The organism is Nostoc sp. (assembly GCF_036916575.1).
Taxonomy (GTDB): Bacteria; Cyanobacteriota; Cyanobacteriia; order Cyanobacteriales; family Nostocaceae; genus Nostoc.
Window position 1 is genome coordinate 43,518 of record NZ_JBALGC010000147.1, and the last position, 17,942, is coordinate 61,459.

A 17,942-nucleotide genomic window follows, 5' to 3' on the forward strand; every position below is an offset into this window, starting at 1 on the left:
GATTTTTTACTACTAGGTTGACCGAACTAATTGGATAAGTTATCCAAATTCGGATCTGAAGTTGCTTGCTTTTCTGGTTGCAGACTGGGGTTAGATGTGTCTAATCGTGTGATCCGTTCTAAATGCTGGCGACGCTGTTCCATGTTGGCTTGCTGAATGCCAGTGCGAACCATTTCCGGTAAAAATTCCATGATTTCTTCGGCAATGTGTTCCCTGACAGTCATGATTCGCAAAGCCAAATCTGGTTTTTCTCGCAACAGTTGCTCAATGTATGATTCACCATCCTGAATTTTGCCAGACGAAAAGTTATGCAACCAAAGTTCTAATGGAGGATTTGTTTCGCCTAGCTGTGCCAGTACTGTCCTTAGAGCCTGATAAGTCAGGTAGCTTTGGAGAGTCTTGGCTGTGTCCTTCGCAATTTGCTTAAGATTCATGCTTGACCCCAGCCCTAAAGAGTTATGAGTTTTGAGTTATGAGTTATGGATTAATGCAAATCCTAACTCTTAACTCTTAACTCTTAACTGTTAACCCAGATCAGACGGTATCCATTGCTTCAAACTCGAACTTGATTTCTTTCCACAGTTCGCAAGCAGCAGCCAGTTCAGGAGACCACTTGGCAGCTTCACGGATGATATCGTTACCTTCACGAGCCAAGTTACGGCCTTCGTTACGAGCTTGAATAACTGCTTCCAAGGCGACGCGATTAGCGGTTGCACCAGGAGCGTTACCCCAAGGGTGTCCCAGAGTACCACCACCGAACTGTAGTACAGAGTCATCACCAAAGATTTCTACCAGTGCGGGCATGTGCCATACGTGGATACCACCAGAAGCAACTGCCATTACACCAGGTAGAGAAGCCCAGTCTTGGGTAAAGTAGATACCACGAGCTTTGTCTTGCTCAATGTAGTTTTCACGCAACAGGTCAACGAAGCCCATTGTGATGCCGCGTTCACCTTCTAACTTACCAACTACGGTGCCGGTGTGGATGTGGTCACCACCAGACAGACGTAGGGCTTTAGCCAATACACGGAAGTGGATACCGTGGTTCTTTTGACGGTCAATTACAGCGTGCATAGCACGGTGAATGTGCAGCAATAGACCGTTATCACGACACCAACGAGCCAATGTGGTGTTGGCGGTGAAACCTGCGGTGAGGTAGTCATGCATGATGATGGGCATTTTGAGTTCTTTCGCGTACTCAGCCCGCTTCAGCATTTCTTCACAGGTGGGGGCGGTGACGTTTAGGTAGTGACCTTTAATTTCACCGGTTTCTGCTTGAGCTTTGTTGATAGCTTCAGCGACGAACAAGAAGCGATCGCGCCATCTTTGGAATGGTGCAGAGTTGATGTTTTCGTCGTCTTTGGTAAAGTCCAAACCACCGCGCAAGCACTCGTATACAGCACGTCCATAGTTCTTAGCGGAAAGACCCAATTTGGGCTTAATGGTACAACCCAACAAAGGACGACCGTATTTGTTTAATTTGTCGCGCTCAACTTGGATACCGTGGGGAGGCCCTTGGAAGGTTTTAATGTAAGCTACTGGAAAGCGGATGTCTTCTAGACGTAGTGCCCGCAGAGCTTTGAAACCAAATACGTTACCGACAATTGAGGTCAACACGTTGGTTACAGAGCCTTCTTCAAACAAGTCCAGAGGATAGGCAACGTAGCAGATGTACTGGTTGTCTTCGCCTCGAACTGGTTCGATATCGTAGCAACGACCTTTGTAGCGATCAAGGTCGGTGAGCAAGTCTGTCCACACAGTTGTCCAAGTACCTGTGGAAGACTCAGCCGCTACAGCCGCACCTGCTTCTTCAGGAGGAACACCAGGCTGGGGTGTCATACGAAACGCAGCTAGAAGATCGGTATCTTTTGGTGTGTAATCCGGTGTGTAATAAGTTAGTCTGTAATCTTGAACCCCGGCTTTATACCCAGATTTGCTCTGAGTCCTCGTTTGAGCGTAAGACATATTTTATCCTTCCCTGAAATCACTCTTTTTAATTATCAAATCACGTTTTGTGCAACTTCCCCTCATTCCGCTCTTTCCCCCTTGAGCGGGGAGAAGATCAGGAAAAATTTTTGTTAAGGGTTGTCTTTGGCAAAAGGTAGCAGTTTTTTTGCGGCTGACACTTTGGTAGCGGTGGTAGCCCTCCTCACCAGTGTTATCCCCTTCTAGGGTACACGACCTAGTGCTTCTACTGTTCCCTCTTGCTACGAATCAAAATTTTTTACCTCTTCTTTGCACCCAACTAAACCTTCTCAATTTCACCAAAACTCCCGCTTTTCGCAGTTAGCATTTAGATAATTTCCCTAAAAATCGGGGTATTCAGGGGATTGGGCTGACTAGCACGCATTCTTGCCTTTACACTCCTCATATCTTTTCCGTTGATGGAAAAGATACCATAAAAGAATTTACTTGACAGAGATTTAGCAGAGTGGTGAGTGAAAGATAAAAAATTGCACACCACGTAATTTGTAACTTGTCTCACAATATATCAAGAATTCGATAAGTTATTCTTTGAAAGTTTTTAACTTAACTATATGAATTTGTTATTACATAAAGATTTAAACATTTTGTTACAAATACTTTACAAAGTGTCATCAATACCTGTAAGGAAGGTTTTGAGGAGTGGGAAGCAGGGAGCAAAGGGGAAAGAAGTAATTTTTAATTCTCCCCCTTGCACCCAGCAAGAACTGCCCCTCTGCCTTTTCTGCCGAATCGCCATTGAATTTAAGAAAAATTGCCTATGACGTTTAAAAAATCTCAGGTAGGGGAACACTGAAATTAATCCAAAGCCAGTTTAGGTAAAGGCTATGGGTACTGTCTCCAAAGGAAATGTCACCGTGGTATTGTTTTGCAAGCGTACTAGTTTATTGATTACTTCTATCTTGCTAGGGTTGATAGCTTTGCCAAGTATGGGATGGGCACAAAAAACCCCTGACATTAATTCATCTGATGTAACCCCTACTTACCCACCTTCCCCACCGCCACCGCAAGTAGAACCTTTGCCCAATGAGCAAGGAGTGCAAGAACATTCGCCAGAAACCGATTATCGTGTTGGTAATTTACTGGAAGATTTTACAGGCAATCTTTGGGTAGGTTCTTGGCGGGGACTATCGCGGATTGACCCTAAAACTGGCAAGATTGTTTCTCGTGTTAGTTTACCGAATGTTGCCATTGGTGCTTTAGCCCAAGACAAAGTAGGACGCTTGTGGGTGGGAAGTTATGAGGGAGTGATCCGAGTAGACCCCCGTACTAGCAAAATCACCGCGCAGAATTTATTTTTGCCTTCTAAACGAGTTTTGTCGCTGTTACTTGACAAGCGGGGTTATTTGTGGACTGGAACCGATAGTGGTTTAGCTTTAATTAGTCCCGACCAAGGCTTGATTATGACAACATTAAAAAATCTGCCTGGTGTCAGCGCTAACACCCTGACTTTAGATGCTGAAGGTCAACTATGGGTTGGCACCCTTGATGGATTGGTGCGGGTAAATACTGCTAGTGCTGCGATTATGAAGCGGATTGCCGATTTACCAGGGACGACTGTACAAGCTTTAGCTATTAGTCCAGAAGGATTAATTTGGGCGGGAATGCCGAATAATTTGCTCGTTATTAACCCAAAAACTGGTGCAGTGTTGCGGTCTGTAACTCGCCTGCGTGGGCGTAACGTGACAGTGGTACGTTTTGCTAAAGATGGTAGTGTTTGGGTTGGGACTAATAATGGTTTGTTAAGATTAAATCCAAATACAGGAGCTGTGTTAGACCCAGAAGTTGCTGGACTCCCTTCTAGTCGGGTTCTTGCCCTTGCACCTGACATCTGCAATAAATTATGGATTGGCACTAGTGAAGGTCTAGCTTGGTTAATGCCTAAAACAAACAGCGCAAAATCCCATTTTGCTTTCAGTCGCGCTGTTAAATAAGAAGTTAGGAGTTAAAAGTTAGGAGTTAAGAGTTAGAAGTTATGAATTAAATTAAACTCTTAACTATTGACTCATAATTCCTAACTTTATTTCTCACTCCAAACTCCTAACTCTTAATTCCTAACTCCTAACTCCTAACTCTTAAAAAATGGCAATCACTACCCAGCAATTAATTCAATGGAAACAACAGGGACGTTTAATTGTGGCGTTGACCGCCTGGGATTATGCGATCGCTCAACTCCTCGACGCAGCTGGTGTAGACTTAATTCTGGTGGGTGACTCTATGGCAGTAGTTCTAGGGTATGAAACAACACTGCCAATAACTTTGGATGAGATTATATACCACGCCAAAGCTGTGCGTCGAGGAGTTAAACGCGCATTAGTGGTTGTAGATTTACCATTTTTGACGTATCAAGAAAGTCTGCAACAAGCAATGCACTCAGCTGGGCGGGTACTGAAGGAAACAGGCGCTCAAGCGGTAAAATTGGAAGGTGGCTATCCAGCGATCGCAGAAACTGTGGCTCGTTTAGTAGAAGCCGGAATTCCAGTAATGGGTCATGTAGGTTTGACACCGCAATCAATACATCAACTTGGTTTGCGACAACAGGGAAAGAGCCAGGAAACGGGAGAAAGAATTTTAAATGAAGCGATCGCTCTGCAACAAGCCGGGGTATTTTCTCTAGTGTTAGAGCATATCCCCGCAGATTTAGCAACGCAGATTTCACAAAAACTGAGCATTCCCACAATTGGTATTGGTGCAGGACCTCACTGCGATGGACAAGTTTTAGTTACCTCAGATGTAATCGGACTTGCCGAGAAGCATCCACCTTTTGCCAAAGTTTACACAAACTTGCGGGAGACGATTACCAAAGCCGTGCAAGATTATGCTGTAGAAGTGCGTGATCGGAAATTTCCATCATAGTAAAATTTGAGTTGAGTCCAAATTGGCGCAAAAGCTGAGAGACATGGGTGTGAATCCAAAAGAGTAAGCCTCAACTTGAATAAATCTTGCTTTCTTTTATTTGCTTGCTCAATTCGCTGCTTAATTGAGCAAATCCGCACCCTCACAAGGGCATTCCGACTCGGTTGGTAAAGTCGCCATTAGCCCAGATTGGCAAAACTCTTGCCAGTGGTAGTTGGGACAAAACTATCAAAATTTGGCGGCTCAAGTAGTGAGTGCTGAGTTAGGAGTTTTGAATATTATCGCAGATTAATCAAGATTATCTGGATCTATGCCGAGCGATCGCAATTTTTCCGCTAACCGTTGAATCTTCTCTTGTGGCGTAGGATATCTTTTTCCTGACTGATCATACCAATAAAGCCATTCTCTGGTTACACCGGAATAATTGTCGCGATCGCAGCCAATTCCTAAGCCAATTTCCGGCAACCAAATAGGATTTCCTGCTTGCAATTTATACTTGCCATTCACTAATTTATGCACTTCAAAACGCGGTTTGCGGCGACGACGAGAAGAATAAATTACGTAATAAAGTATACCTAAATCAGCATATTCATTTAATTTAGTGGTGTACTCTTTATGATAAGTTTGAGAAACCACCTCTAGCACTAAAGTCGGTAAAACTTTTTCATCCCATAACACATAACTGGGACGCAATTCCTCATCATAAAACCGCTCTACCCCTAAGCTCAAAAACCCATCTGGTACAATTGGCGGTTTATCAGGGTGATAATAAATACCCATATCTATGCCAAAAAACCAGTCCATGCGTTCTGCCCAAAGTATTAGCAGTATTGCCTTCAATAAGCCTGGAATTAATTCTTGCAGTTCATTATCCACAGGCGTTTCGTCAGAGTCGGGTAGTTCTTCGGCTGAGGGCAAGTACCGTGGCAGGTTGTATTCTAACATGGCTATTCCCTAATACTTACCAAAATTATAGCTATTAACTCTGATTATTCTTCTCTTGCTGGACTCATTGGACAATAGATAGGTATAGGTACTAGCAAGTGATCTGTACACAACTCCAATTTATAATTCGTAATCGATAAAAATTAACCTAAACTAAAATTAAGATGACTTGTTCCTGAATGTGGGAAAAACTATGGTTAATACCTATGACAAGATTTTCAATGCTGCATTGTCTTTACCTCCAGGGTTAAGAGCAATGCTTGTTGAACATTTATTTAAAAGTCTGGATGCAGAAAATCAATTAAAAATTGATACTCTATAGGCAAAGGAGGGGCAGAAATGTCCAAAATATTTGTTATTGATTCAGAAAAACGTCCACTAGATCCAATTCATCCAACGCAGGCGTTAGATTTGGATATTGCACAAGTCCAGCAATCAGTACAGCAAACGCCATCAAATCAATAAAGTGCAGAAAAGCGATGTCTGGCAGCCGCTTTGCGTCTACGCATCTTAATTAACGTGATTGCTATCTCAATTAGAAATATCAGCTAAAAACCGCATACTTGGAAGTGTAGCAATGGTACAACAAGTCACACCAGGAACCACCATCGAAGTCATCTACCCGGAAAGCGACGGACAGCCAATGGCGGATAATACAGAACAATTTGCATGGATTGTCAAAATTAAAGAAAATTTAGAAATCCTATTTGCATCGCCAGCTGATGTATTTATCGCTGGAGATTTGTTTTGGTATCCAGTTAAAGGAAACCCTAATATTAAACAAGCACCCGATACGATGGTAGTCTTTGGCAGACCAAAAGGAAAACGGGGTTCCTATTTACAATGGAATGAAGATAATATATCCCCACAGGTAGTATTTGAAATTCTATCGCCAGGTAACACCCTCAAAGAAATGACCAAAAAACTACAGTTTTACCAGCGTTACGGGGTGGAAGAATATTATATTTATGATCCGGATAAGAATGATTTAAATGGCTTGCTCCGTTCTGAGGATAGTTTTGAAGTCATCGAAGAGATAAATGGCTGGGTAAGTCCGCGTTTGGGAATCTATTTTACACTAACATCAGACACATTGGAAATTTTTTCTCCCACTGGACAAAAGTTTTTGACCCCCGTAGAAATTGACCAGTTACGGGAACAGGAACGCCAACGTGCAGAACAGGAACGCCAACGTGCAGAACAGGAACGCCAACGTGCAGAACAGGAACGCCAAGCAAAGGAAGCGGCTTTACAAGAATTAGAAAAAGAGCGCGATCGCTATCAAGAGTTGTTAGCTAAACTCAAAGAAAAGGGAATTGACACAGGTAATTTGTAATTGCTGCTGTTGATGGTGCTTCAATTGTTGCGCGGGAAATTAAATCCTATAAGCGCTCTTTTGCAGCATCATAAAATTGAAAATTGATGACACTTTGGGGAGTAGTTGCAACAGCAATGAAGTCAACAATTTCGTCGTAAACTTTAGTTGTATTTACAAAAGTAGTCATGAGTTTGCCTCTTTTTATTTAATTTTACTTCTGTGATGCTGATGGATACTTATGATATAGGAATTAAAAATTTAACTATGGAAAAACAACCCATACAAGTAATTGGAGGTGGACTAGCTGGAACTGAAGCAGCTTGGCAAATAGCCCAAGCTGGAGTACCAGTAATTCTCCATGAAATGCGTCCAAAACGCTTCAGTCCTGCTCATCATACAGAACATTTAGCAGAATTAGTGTGTAGTAATTCCTTTGGGGCAATGGCAAGCGATCGCGCGGCAGGATTATTGCACGAAGAATTACGTCAACTTGGCTCTATCGTCATCTCGAAAGCTGATGAACACGCCGTTCCTGCGGGTGGGGCGCTAGCTGTAGACAGGGGACAATTTGGCCAAGACTTGACTCAAACTTTAGCTAGTCATCCTTTAATTGAATTTCATCGTGGTGAAGTGTCTGCGATTCCAGAAGGAATTGTAGTTTTGGCGACTGGGCCTTTAACCAGCCCAGACTTGGCAGAAGATTTGCGTCGCTTTACCGGGATGGAATACCTCAGTTTTTTTGATGCGGCTAGTCCGATTATTGTGGGAGAATCGATTAACCGTGATATTGCCTTTATGGCATCACGTTATGACAAAGGTGAAGCCGCTTATCTCAACTGCCCAATGAATAAAGAGCAGTACTTGCAGTTTCGAGAAGAACTTTGTAAAGGTGAACAAACAGAACTCAAAGATTTTGAACGGGAAACGGCAAAATTTTTTGAAGCTTGTTTACCCATTGAAGAACTAGCACAGCGGGGGGAAGATACCATGCGCTACGGCCCCCTCAAGCCAGTAGGACTGTCAGATACTCGCACAGGGGAACGTCCTTATGCTGTGGTGCAATTGCGACAAGAAGATAAAGCCGGTCAACTGTGGAACATGGTAGGATTCCAAACTAACCTGCGTTGGGGTGAGCAAAAGCGAATATTTCAGCTAATTCCAAGTTTGGAAAAGGCGGAGTTTGTGCGGCTGGGAGTGATGCACCGCAACACTTTTATTAATGCTCCTCAGTTAATGCATCCGACTCTGCAATTTAAAGAGCGTCCGACATTGTTAGCTGCTGGCCAGTTGATTGGTACTGAAGGCTACACCGCAGCCTCTGCGGGTGGCTGCTTGGCGGGAATTAATGCAGCGCGGTTAGCTTTGGGTAAAAAACCTTTGATTTTACCAGCAACAACAATGATGGGTGCGTTATTGGAATTTATTAGTTCCGCTTCGCCGAAGCATTTCCAACCAATGCCGCCCAACTTTGGGATTTTTCCGGAACTGGGTGCGAAAATTAAAAGTAAACAAGAGCGTTATGGACGTTACCGCGATCGCTCTTTAACTGATCTAGCAAACTGGAAAGCTAATCATAATTAACGAGTATGGGGAGCCACTGCGTTGTCGGGGTTCCCCTGGTTGAAGCTTGACAGTATAATCGAGCATTGTTTGAATCAAGCGATGGCGATCGTGCGCCCATCAGTTTTTGCCCCCGCCGCCACTTCATACATCAGCTGTTCAACTAACTAAGAATTTTTTTAGAAACATCATCAGGTGATGTCTAACGTGAAGTACGCTTCTACGTGTAGTTTATTCAATACCTAATTTTAAATTTATTTTTTTTAATAAAACTTAAAATAGGTTTATTATCCTTTAAAATCTTTTGCAGAGATTTAGGTAAGATATATGGCTGATATTGTTGATATTGCAGTTACGGCTGAGTCTTTCAAAACACTGGTAGCGGCTGTACAAGCTGCTGGTTTAGTAGAAACATTAAAAAGTCCTGGCCCATTCACTGTCTTTGCACCAAATGACGATGCTTTTGCCAAGTTACCAGCGGGAACTATCCAAACTCTGTTACAGAATATTCCCCAGCTAACGCGGATTCTAAAGTATCATGTCGTTCCAGGAAAGCTGCTACAAGCTGATTTGGCACAACTCGGTACGGTTAATTCTGTGGAAGGTTCACCGATTAAAATTGATTCTTCTGATGGTTTTGAAGTGAAAAATGCCACAGTTTTAGCAGCAGATATCGAAGCTGATAATGGTGTAGTACACGTTATCGATACGGTAATTTTACCGGGTTAATTTAGCTAGGGTGGGTCTTTTCCACCCTACTTATCCAAAATCTTTATAATTAACTAACTATTGGTAGTATTAGAACGCAACTCAACAGTTTAATTTATGTTATATTTGCAATGTGATTACTCACTGATATCTTAATGTTGATTTCGTTATCTGAAAATACAATAAATTAAATTCTAAAAACGCTAACATCTATCCCAACAAATTAATGCTCGATTTCAACACCTTAACTGAGTTCTCTCGTGGCAACTGCGTAAATATTTGTGCATTTCTCGTACCAGCGAACTTGCTTGTCACAATTTTAACGATCAGCCTAGTAGCGTTACGTCGCCCATCGCATCAAGTGTGGCAATCTGCTGGAATTGCTAGCTTTTTCGCTTCTATAATGATACTTCACGTATATACTTGGTTCATGATTGGCGTGGTCATGGCTCCTACTTATATCTTGATGTGGCTAGCAATCACCTGTCTACTGACTAATTTGGCAGCAATTCTTTTTCAAAGACGCTACAGTAATAACCCTAGTTTTTCCAACAACGCCTGAAATCTACAGATACTCTCCATAGCACTATTTCTCCAACTCGCTGGTGCAACTGTGCGTAGACACTTCTTCGGCTTGTCGTTAGACATTGCTATCTACAATTATTTTATAGCAACAACACGGCAATTTTACCCTTTTTGAGTATGTCTGCCAATAATTGTAATGGTGCAAGGGCTAACTTTTATACTGAGTTGCGGAAAACCGGAATGATATATGTGATATCATGTCAAGTCTAATCACTTACGATATGTCCGAAGCGAGTGCAACGTTCGCGCAGCGTCTCGTAGAGAAGTGGAACGTTCGCAATGACAACTAATCAGCCGGACATAATATCACATTAATAATCTGAGCAAGAACACTTACGAAAAAGATTTTCCGGCTATATCATCTTTTGGCGTTGTATATTTCTGGGATGAATTGAGATTTTTGACAAGGCACTTATACCAATTCACAATTCGCAATTCGCAATGACGCTCGCGGACTCGCTAACGCAATTAAAAAACTTAGATGCAGCAAAGCTTTCAGGGGTTATATCATGTTCGCCTAATTAGTTATAATTCACGCATCTGTGCAAAAACCAGGAAACCCTCTCTCCCCCTGCTCCCTGCCCCCTTGCGGTCTTAATGATAAGTCTTTAACCGGACATGATATTACATCTGTATCAGATTTTTGGTGAAATGGTATTACAAGTAATAAAATGCCCAGCCGTCAATGAAAGCCCTCTGTTTCGTAAGCGCCAAAGTACGTAGGGTAATGCCTTCAAATCAAAAGAAACGGTTGGGGATTTTATTTTTTGGATCTCCCTTAATTGGTGATGGTAAATTTTCTCGCGACTGTAGCGCTACTAGGCTGTTTTGCCATCCACTTTTGAGGTGAAAAACATCTTTCTTCTGACGGGGCGATCGCTTGAAAACAGTCAAAACTTCAGTGATCCCTAATAACCCAAGTTGCGGGTTATCAAGTACAAACTTACTATTTCAGGCGATCGCGCATTTCAAAGGGGAGCGACGCGAAAAAGCTGCGGCACAATTAAAGCTCTGCTGTGAAAAACGCCCATTATCGTTGTGGGATGCTGAGTATGGTTGTGCCAGTTTCGTCAAATAGACGGCTGACCGATTCAGTTATCAGTCATCAAGTATCCGCATTATCAGATAACAAGTTTGTTTGTCACTGCTACCAATTAACAATCAGAAGGTTCAGCTAAAAACCTCTGATTTCAGCCGTGAATAAATTTATCTTACTGCTACCAATTAACAATCAGAAGGTTTAACTAAAAACCTCTGATTTTAAGCCGTGAATAAATTTATCTTACTGCTACCAATTAACAATCAGAAGGTTCAACTAAAAACCTCTGATTTTCCACAGTGAATAAACTGATCTCACTGCTAACAATCAAGAATTAGAGGAGAGAGTACCTCTACCAAGTGCAGACTATACTCCATTTTTTTACCAGACCTTCAAGTCACGCCGTCATGACTGGCGGTTGGACACGCGATTTAGACAATTATGTACAAACGATTTTGGAGGAAAAAACATGGATATTGATCGGTTAGCTAAGAATACACAGTTTTCTAAAACAGATCAGCTATCAGAACCTAATATTTCAGAGAAAAATATCACATTTGAGTACCAAATTTCTGCCAAACCTAGTTGGCAATGGTGGGTTATCTATCGCGGCGTAATGCCAGATTGGAATAATCTCAATAAAAATATAAAAAAAGATGAAAACTGGAAGTACTTTTCGCCTGACAACCCTGATCAGAAAGGCACAGTTAGCTTTGATTACGACTTTAAACCAGGTGCCATCTACACGTTAGCTCTATTCAAAGACGAAACAGAAAATGCCTATGACTTGGCTGATTACGTTGAATTTTGGGTTGACCAAAAAGACAATACCCTCTCTAACCTTAAAATTTCGGAAGATAAAAAAACTATCACATTTGACTTCCAGATTTCTGCCGAACCTAGTTGGCAATGGTGGGTTATCTATCGCGGCGTGATGCCAGATTGGAATAATCTCAATAAAAATATAAAAAAAGATGAAAACTGGCAATGGGTTGACAGTAACAAAACTGGTAAGAAAGGTCCAGTAGTTGACTTTAAATACGAATTTACACCAGGTGCCATCTACACGTTAGCTCTATTCAAAGATGAAACAGAAAATGCCTATGACTTGGCTGATTACTATACATTTCGCGTTCCGCCAGAAGACGATAAGCTCTCTAACCTTAAGACTTCGGAGAATACTATCACATTTGACTACCAGATTTCTGCCGAACCTAATTGGCAATGGTGGGTTATCTATCGCGGCGTAATGCCAGATTGGAATAATCTCAATAAAAATATAAAAAAAGATGAAAACTGGAAGTACTTTTCGCCTGACAACCCTGATCAGAAAGGCACAGTTAGCTTTGATTACGACTTTAAACTAGGTGCCATCTACACGTTAGCTCTATTCAAAGACGAAACAGAAAATGCCTATGACTTGGCTGATTACATTGAATTCTCCGTCCCTACTCCCGTCCCTACTCCTTGGACTGTAGTGGAAGGTGAGAATTCATATTGTTATTGTGCATGTAATAGCACTGCTGATAACAAACAAAAGCATGACTCCAGCCATACGATGAATATCGAACCGGAGGCACCTTATTTCTATGCAGTTCTCACTAAAGACGATGACACTGTTGACTTCCCATATGGTGCAGTACTGAAAATTGAAGGACCTGATGGAACCAAATATGATCGCGATATTCAAGAAGAAAACCAACTGGTGATCATGTCCGATTCTTCAGTTCGATGTCTTATTGTCAAAGACCCCAAGCCTGGTGATTGGAAGATGACAATGACCGTGCCTGAAGGCGTAGGATTCCATTGTGAATGCAATACGGTTCCGTCTAAAGACCCATATAAAACGATAACGAATGCCCTCAGTCAGACAAATCAGCTTCAGAAACGGGATTCGTCCAATAACGATAGTTTGGGGTGGAAAGCCGGAGCGGCAACAGGCTTGCTCATCGGCGCAAGTTTCGGCTCATATATTCCGGCAGTAGGAACACTTGCGGGAGGGTTTTTTGGAGCGATAGTTGGAGCGATAGGTGGAAAGCTATATGAGTGGGTGTCCGAACGATCCGATGAGCCAGTAAGCGATGTAGCTGGTGATATGGAATCGCTAGCAGAATCTAACTCCACTGCTGCTACCGGAGAAATTCTTCTATTAGATGCTAATGCGGATCACGACACTAAAGTTACCTATGAAGCAAGGAAGTCTATACTGTATAAAGAGGTGGAGATAAGTAAGTATGCAAAGAAATATACTTCACTAGTCGGTGAGGAAAACGTGCGCTCTAATGTGCAAAATAAACTGAAGAATCCATCCATTATCTATTGTACCGCTTCAGGGCATGGATTGATTACTGCCTTGAAGGGTTGGGGACCTAATATAATTCAATCGGCGATTCTTGAAATCGATAAGTATGAACCTGCTGAAGCAAAGAACAAAATCTTCCACTTCCAAGCCTGTTGTTGTGGATACCCAGGTGGTAAACCCGACTCCACGAATATATGTATAACACCCGAAACAGATCCTGCACTGTCTGGACTCGGAGCAGATTTAGTAAAGAATGGAGCAAAAGCTTTTTTTGGCTATAGGAAACCATACATGGGTAGTCCTGACATACGGTGGCGGAACGCAATTGCCAAATGCGATGTTGAAATCGATCTTAAGCTCATATTAGGAAAGACCGCTGAAGAAGCCTATGAAGCAGCTATAACTATGTACAAACGCACTTTGAAGAAATTCTTAAAAAGCGAGAATGCTATTCCCGACAGCGTGTTAGGTGCACTGAAACACAATATGGAGAATTTAGTAGCTCCCAGCACCAATTCAATCTTTGGGGACAAAAACGCCAAATTGTAACGATGAGAAGCATAAAGAGGGTAGTATGCTGTTCTTGTACTCGAAAAATCACTTACTATTCTCGCTTCATGACTACTAAATAAATCTCAAAAATCGAGTCAATAGCGTTAATAATTGAACATTGAAACGAGGGAAATCTTATGAATTCAATGAAAGAAAGTGACGATTCAAATTTACCAATTGGGTTTCATAAAGAATCCAAAGAAATGATTATGAGGAGAGATGTAATTGACCAGCCTGATATTCTTCAACCGATAAACGAACTCGACAAGTCCCAGCAAACAAAATTAATAATAGCACGTTGGAAGGCTGGTCAATGGGTGGATATGATTTACAATGATGAACTAATTACAGCAGAACGTGCTCTCAAGGAGGTACAAGAAAACACAGAGTTGGGGCAAGAACTTGTAAGAATTAGTTTTATGGGATATCAAATTAAGCTAGAAGGATTAATGCAGAGTAACAAATAAGGCATTGAATTAGGGCAAACGCATCTTTTCAATAAGGACGTATCAATTTCAATAATGCCTAAAATAATCACATTAACACCGTTTACTGACAATATTTTAGGCAATCTCTTTAACTCCTGGAAAAGAAATCGAACGACAAATTCTGAATTCAAATAATTCTCGATGGACATAGGCAAACCTTGAGCGATCGCATCCGAAGACTTCCCAACTGTAGGTGAGAAATCAGTGATGGGTTTGAGGATAACACCCAATACGGTTCAGTTAAGGCTTAATTCTTTGTCAAAGTCAATTTTTTAACGAACCGCAAAGGACGCAAAGAACGCAAAGGAAGAGAAGGAAGAAATGCTTAACTGAACTGTATTGGGATAACACCAAGGGTGCGATCGCACCAGACAAGATAGGCGATCGCACTTCCTTCAAATAATTCTCAATCGACATAGGCAAACCTTGAGCGATAAGCCTCTGGCTTTACGCTTTGCGTACCGCATGGCGAATTACCAAACAATATTTGCTCATCACTCTTGCAGGTGCAGTTGCCTCGTTTAAATGTTTGCGTTCCACTTTTCATCAGTGAACCCGTGCGATCGTCGCACAAAATCTGTAGCAAAGAACCATACAACTCAATTTTCAAGGAGTAACATCATGAAATTTTCATTTATCGACGAGACAAACCAATCATTTATCAACAATACAAACCAAAAAGGGGAAATTTACTTTGCAATTATTGGTAATAATCCATCGGGTCAAACTTGTCATCTCGATAAAAATGGCACCTTAATTCCATGTGATGTTAGCGATAATGATGCAGAAGGTCATCTCACTAAAAATGGACAAAACTGGTGTAATTATTTCTACACTATTAAGGAGGTTGATGAAATAGAAGTTCCGCATATTATTTCGGGTAGAGCTTACATTAGTCTGGGTTCGCCAATGTATTTAAAAATCAGTCACGCAAATACTTTTATTCAACCGGACACGGCTAATCCATCTGACCCCAATGTAGACGTTTACTTTGATTGGTTAGAGTTTACCATTGATGATAGAGGCTTCCACGGCAATACTACTCAAGTAGACCAATTTGGGTTTCCAATGGTAATTGAATTAATAGCAACTGATGGACATCCACAAGAAGCTGGTATACTTAAAGATAGAAAAAGGAGCGATTTATTTAATAAATACACTGAGACAGTGCCAGCAGAATTTCAATCTTTGGTTCAGAAACCACACGACGAAAAAAAAGCGCCATTTAGAATAATAGCGCCATTTAAAGGGAGTTTTGCTAATGGTGGTAATAACGCAACATACTTCGATGATTATATTGGCAGGATGTGGCGATATTACACGGCAAATCAACTTAAACTTTCAATACAAGAGGGAACATTTATAGGAAAAGTAGAAAATAACATTTTTACTTTTACCAAAGCTGATTCTCCCGATACAAAATATACAATTAACTATCCTAAATCCTGGGAAGTTTTTGAATGTAGTGGAGTATTTGCAACAGGCGAGGCGATTCAAAAGGCAATTCAAGCTCAAATTAGCACCATGTTTAACAGGCATATATTAGAGCATCCGGAAAAAAAATGTGAACCAACAGAGTACTACAAAGAAGCTCCTGCTAATTATTATGCTGAATTCTGGCATCTTCATAGCATAAACAATAAAGCTTATGGATTCCCATTTGATGATGTGTGCAATCAAAGTACTTTACTTGAACATACAGTTCCTCAAGAATTGAAGGTAACTATACGTTGGGATTGATAAGCGCGTTTCTCAGTCCCGCTAGTGCATGTTGACGACGAGTGCGATCCCAAAGCGCGTGCTACACCCCAATCCGGTTCAGCCGGATTGGGCTTCGATTCAAAAAATATATTGATTTCGGGTGGTCATTTATTGAATTCGGGTGGTCGTTTATTGAATTCGGGTGGTCGTTTATTGAATTCGGGCGGTCGTTTATTGAATTCAAGCAGTGGTTAGGGTGGAGTAAAACCCAGATTCAAAGAACAACGTAGAGACTTGTGTGTACACCGTAGCCCCAAAGCATCGGGGAGGGGCGGTTTTAGCTTTAGACAAAACCGGGGTGGGGTGAGGAGGATCGTAATGGTAAGTGAGTGAACTCAAAATCCTGTCTTGACAAGGGTTTCACGTTAAGTTGACACCAATGGGCAGTGCCGTGCCCCTACGGGTGTACCTTACGTAAACGAGAACTGCTATAAACACTTTTACTATCATCATAAACCACATGTAGTTTCCAAGATAAACTACATGTGGCAAAAATTATCTTTAAATTAAAGGTAAATTCATCAAGGAAGTTGCATTACTCCCAACTATAGTTGGCAAGTTTGCCGAGGAAAAATATTGTGCCTACAGAGTTAATTGATAGGGTGAAACTATCGTTGATTAAGTCTAACAGGCGTCCTCTTTGTTTTTTCTCGATTGGTGTTGTAAGTTGTTGGATAGCTGCTGGTAGTGTAGATTGTTGGTTCGCTACAACATTTGTTAACAAGGTATCTACACTCTTAAATTCTGCTAAATTGGTGTCTTCTTGATTATTTCCTAAATTGTCTTGCTCGTACTGTGATGTGGTAGTTTCTTGACAAACTTGTAAGAGCTGATTTAGTATTTGATTCGATAAAACTTGGATATCTTCCAACTCAGGTTTACCCTTATTACTAATTACTACCGCAGATTCAGAATTCCCCTCTACTTGATTATAGTTTGCCGACGGCATTCCTGAAAATTCTAGTTCTATGTCAATAGGCATTTTTAACATTAAAGATATCTGAAATTTGCGTCCTTCTGAATTGGGATTCTGTGAGGGTGTAACAGACATAAGCTTCTATAAAGATTAATGTGTTTAAACAGGGACAAAAAAACAAAAAATGGTAGTCTAGTTAAGAAGGCTACCACCTTAAAAGGTGGTTAAAAAGCCTTCTCTAACAAAGATTTACCTAAAATCAACAGTTAAACTCCCAAACTATATTGCGACAAATGACTGTAGTTGGGTAGACGACTACTGTTAGTAGTAACTATTTTCAGGGAGACTATTGCACTTCTGTGATAGTGCTAACACTTGTGGTGTCAATAAGAGATCGGGCTGTAAATAAACAGGTACTTTCTCTTGTTTAGCAGGTGCTAAATGCACATTTACTAGTGGATAGATGTCGATAGGTATATTCAATTTGATGGGAATAGTGAACTCGCAAGGGGTACAATTACTATTTGGATAGGTCATGATTAGATCTCCTTTTGATTAATGAATGGTTGGAATTGATGAGATTGGTTATGCAGATTATTGGATTGGTTGGGTAGGTAACTGCTGTTTGTTGTATTCTTGACCATTTTCAGGGAGACTATTGCATTTTTGTGGTAGTGCCAACACTTCTGGTGTCAATAAGAACTCGGGCTGTAAATAAACAGGTAATTTCTCTTGTTTAGCAGGTGCTGGATGCACATTTACTATTGGATAGATGTCGATAGGTACATTCAATTTGATGGGAATAGTGAACTCGCAAGGGGTAGAATTACCATTTGGGTAGGTCATGATTAGATCTCCATTTGATTAACGAATGGTTGGAATTGATGAGATTGGTTTATTCATTGTGGAAAATCAGAGGTTTTTAGCTG

Annotated in this window: 21 protein-coding genes; 13 read left to right on the forward strand and 8 right to left on the reverse strand. The window is 41.2% G+C overall.

The window, feature by feature from the left end; genetic code table 11:
• Nucleotides 1–26: 26 nt before the first annotated feature.
• Both rcbX and V7L29_RS33055 read right to left on the reverse strand, forming a co-directional pair.
• Nucleotides 27–434 carry a RuBisCO chaperone RbcX gene (gene rcbX / locus V7L29_RS33050; protein WP_334693817.1) on the reverse strand — a complete coding sequence of 136 codons (408 nt, stop codon included), beginning with the start codon at nt 432–434 and terminating at the stop codon, nt 27–29.
• Nucleotides 435–534: 100 nt separating this feature from the next.
• Nucleotides 535–1,965, reverse strand: a complete 1,431-nt coding sequence (locus tag V7L29_RS33055; protein ID WP_334693816.1) for a form I ribulose bisphosphate carboxylase large subunit — start codon at nt 1,963–1,965, stop codon at nt 535–537.
• Nucleotides 1,966–2,810: 845 nt separating this feature from the next.
• Here V7L29_RS33055 and V7L29_RS33060 point away from each other — a divergent pair.
• Both V7L29_RS33060 and panB read left to right on the forward strand, forming a co-directional pair.
• Nucleotides 2,811–3,917 carry a ligand-binding sensor domain-containing protein gene (locus V7L29_RS33060; RefSeq protein ID WP_334738144.1) on the forward strand — a complete coding sequence of 369 codons (1,107 nt, stop codon included), beginning with the start codon at nt 2,811–2,813 and terminating at the stop codon, nt 3,915–3,917.
• 148 nt (nt 3,918–4,065) lie between these two features.
• Nucleotides 4,066–4,839, forward strand: a complete 774-nt coding sequence (gene panB / locus V7L29_RS33065) for a 3-methyl-2-oxobutanoate hydroxymethyltransferase (protein WP_334738145.1) — start codon at nt 4,066–4,068, stop codon at nt 4,837–4,839.
• Between the two features lie 288 nt (nt 4,840–5,127).
• Here the strand turns inward: panB and V7L29_RS33070 are convergent, their stop codons facing one another.
• Nucleotides 5,128–5,784: a Uma2 family endonuclease gene (locus tag V7L29_RS33070; protein WP_334693813.1), complete on the reverse strand. Its 657-nt coding sequence runs from the start codon at nt 5,782–5,784 to the stop codon at nt 5,128–5,130.
• Between the two features lie 193 nt (nt 5,785–5,977).
• Here V7L29_RS33070 and V7L29_RS33075 point away from each other — a divergent pair, with 193 nt between their 5' ends.
• From V7L29_RS33075 to V7L29_RS33085, 3 genes are all read left to right on the forward strand, one after another.
• The gene (locus V7L29_RS33075; RefSeq protein WP_334693812.1) at nt 5,978–6,106 is read left to right on the forward strand and encodes an addiction module protein; all 129 of its coding nucleotides are present in this window, start codon (nt 5,978–5,980) and stop codon (nt 6,104–6,106) included.
• Between the two features lie 17 nt (nt 6,107–6,123).
• Nucleotides 6,124–6,249 (forward strand): hypothetical protein, encoded by a 126-nt coding sequence (locus V7L29_RS33080; RefSeq protein ID WP_334693811.1) that lies wholly within the window; start codon nt 6,124–6,126, stop codon nt 6,247–6,249.
• 112 nt (nt 6,250–6,361) lie between these two features.
• On the forward strand, nt 6,362–7,120 hold the full coding sequence (locus tag V7L29_RS33085) for a Uma2 family endonuclease (RefSeq protein WP_334738146.1): 759 nt from the start codon (nt 6,362–6,364) through the stop codon (nt 7,118–7,120).
• Between the two features lie 46 nt (nt 7,121–7,166).
• Here the strand turns inward: V7L29_RS33085 and V7L29_RS33090 are convergent, their stop codons facing one another.
• Nucleotides 7,167–7,289, reverse strand: a complete 123-nt coding sequence (locus V7L29_RS33090) for a hypothetical protein (protein ID WP_334738197.1) — start codon at nt 7,287–7,289, stop codon at nt 7,167–7,169.
• A 77-nt stretch (nt 7,290–7,366) separates the two neighbouring features.
• On the opposite strand from V7L29_RS33090, the gene trmFO reads away from it, so the two are divergent.
• The 6 genes from trmFO (at nt 7,367) to V7L29_RS33120 (ending at nt 14,315) form a co-directional block, all read left to right on the forward strand.
• Nucleotides 7,367–8,683: an FADH(2)-oxidizing methylenetetrahydrofolate--tRNA-(uracil(54)-C(5))-methyltransferase TrmFO gene (gene trmFO, locus V7L29_RS33095; protein WP_334738147.1), complete on the forward strand. Its 1,317-nt coding sequence runs from the start codon at nt 7,367–7,369 to the stop codon at nt 8,681–8,683.
• A gap of 306 nt (nt 8,684–8,989) precedes the next feature.
• On the forward strand, nt 8,990–9,391 hold the full coding sequence (locus tag V7L29_RS33100; protein WP_292871282.1) for a fasciclin domain-containing protein: 402 nt from the start codon (nt 8,990–8,992) through the stop codon (nt 9,389–9,391).
• A gap of 205 nt (nt 9,392–9,596) precedes the next feature.
• Nucleotides 9,597–9,932, forward strand: coding sequence for a hypothetical protein (locus V7L29_RS33105; RefSeq protein ID WP_334738148.1), 336 nt, complete (start codon nt 9,597–9,599; stop codon nt 9,930–9,932).
• A gap of 903 nt (nt 9,933–10,835) precedes the next feature.
• Complete coding sequence (locus V7L29_RS33110; protein ID WP_334738149.1) at nt 10,836–11,033, forward strand: hypothetical protein; 198 nt, start codon at nt 10,836–10,838, stop codon at nt 11,031–11,033.
• A gap of 430 nt (nt 11,034–11,463) precedes the next feature.
• Nucleotides 11,464–13,845: a hypothetical protein gene (locus V7L29_RS33115; protein WP_334738150.1), complete on the forward strand. Its 2,382-nt coding sequence runs from the start codon at nt 11,464–11,466 to the stop codon at nt 13,843–13,845.
• A 140-nt stretch (nt 13,846–13,985) separates the two neighbouring features.
• Nucleotides 13,986–14,315, forward strand: coding sequence for a hypothetical protein (locus V7L29_RS33120; RefSeq protein WP_334738151.1), 330 nt, complete (start codon nt 13,986–13,988; stop codon nt 14,313–14,315).
• A gap of 285 nt (nt 14,316–14,600) precedes the next feature.
• Here V7L29_RS33120 and V7L29_RS33125 read toward each other — a convergent pair whose 3' ends face one another.
• Nucleotides 14,601–14,753, reverse strand: a complete 153-nt coding sequence (locus V7L29_RS33125) for a hypothetical protein (protein ID WP_334738152.1) — start codon at nt 14,751–14,753, stop codon at nt 14,601–14,603.
• Nucleotides 14,754–14,957: 204 nt separating this feature from the next.
• Here V7L29_RS33125 and V7L29_RS33130 point away from each other — a divergent pair, with 204 nt between their 5' ends.
• Nucleotides 14,958–16,076, forward strand: a complete 1,119-nt coding sequence (locus V7L29_RS33130) for a glycoside hydrolase family 64 protein (RefSeq protein ID WP_334738153.1) — start codon at nt 14,958–14,960, stop codon at nt 16,074–16,076.
• Between the two features lie 24 nt (nt 16,077–16,100).
• Nucleotides 16,101–16,292: a hypothetical protein gene (locus V7L29_RS33135; protein WP_334738154.1), complete on the forward strand. Its 192-nt coding sequence runs from the start codon at nt 16,101–16,103 to the stop codon at nt 16,290–16,292.
• A gap of 340 nt (nt 16,293–16,632) precedes the next feature.
• On the opposite strand, the gene V7L29_RS33140 is transcribed toward V7L29_RS33135, so the two are convergent.
• The 3 genes from V7L29_RS33140 to V7L29_RS33150 form a co-directional block, all read right to left on the reverse strand.
• Nucleotides 16,633–17,148 carry a hypothetical protein gene (locus V7L29_RS33140; RefSeq protein ID WP_334738155.1) on the reverse strand — a complete coding sequence of 172 codons (516 nt, stop codon included), beginning with the start codon at nt 17,146–17,148 and terminating at the stop codon, nt 16,633–16,635.
• Between the two features lie 186 nt (nt 17,149–17,334).
• Nucleotides 17,335–17,550, reverse strand: coding sequence for a hypothetical protein (locus V7L29_RS33145; protein WP_334738156.1), 216 nt, complete (start codon nt 17,548–17,550; stop codon nt 17,335–17,337).
• Between the two features lie 57 nt (nt 17,551–17,607).
• Nucleotides 17,608–17,859, reverse strand: coding sequence for a hypothetical protein (locus tag V7L29_RS33150; protein WP_334693798.1), 252 nt, complete (start codon nt 17,857–17,859; stop codon nt 17,608–17,610).
• Between the last annotated feature and the right edge of the window lie 83 nt (nt 17,860–17,942).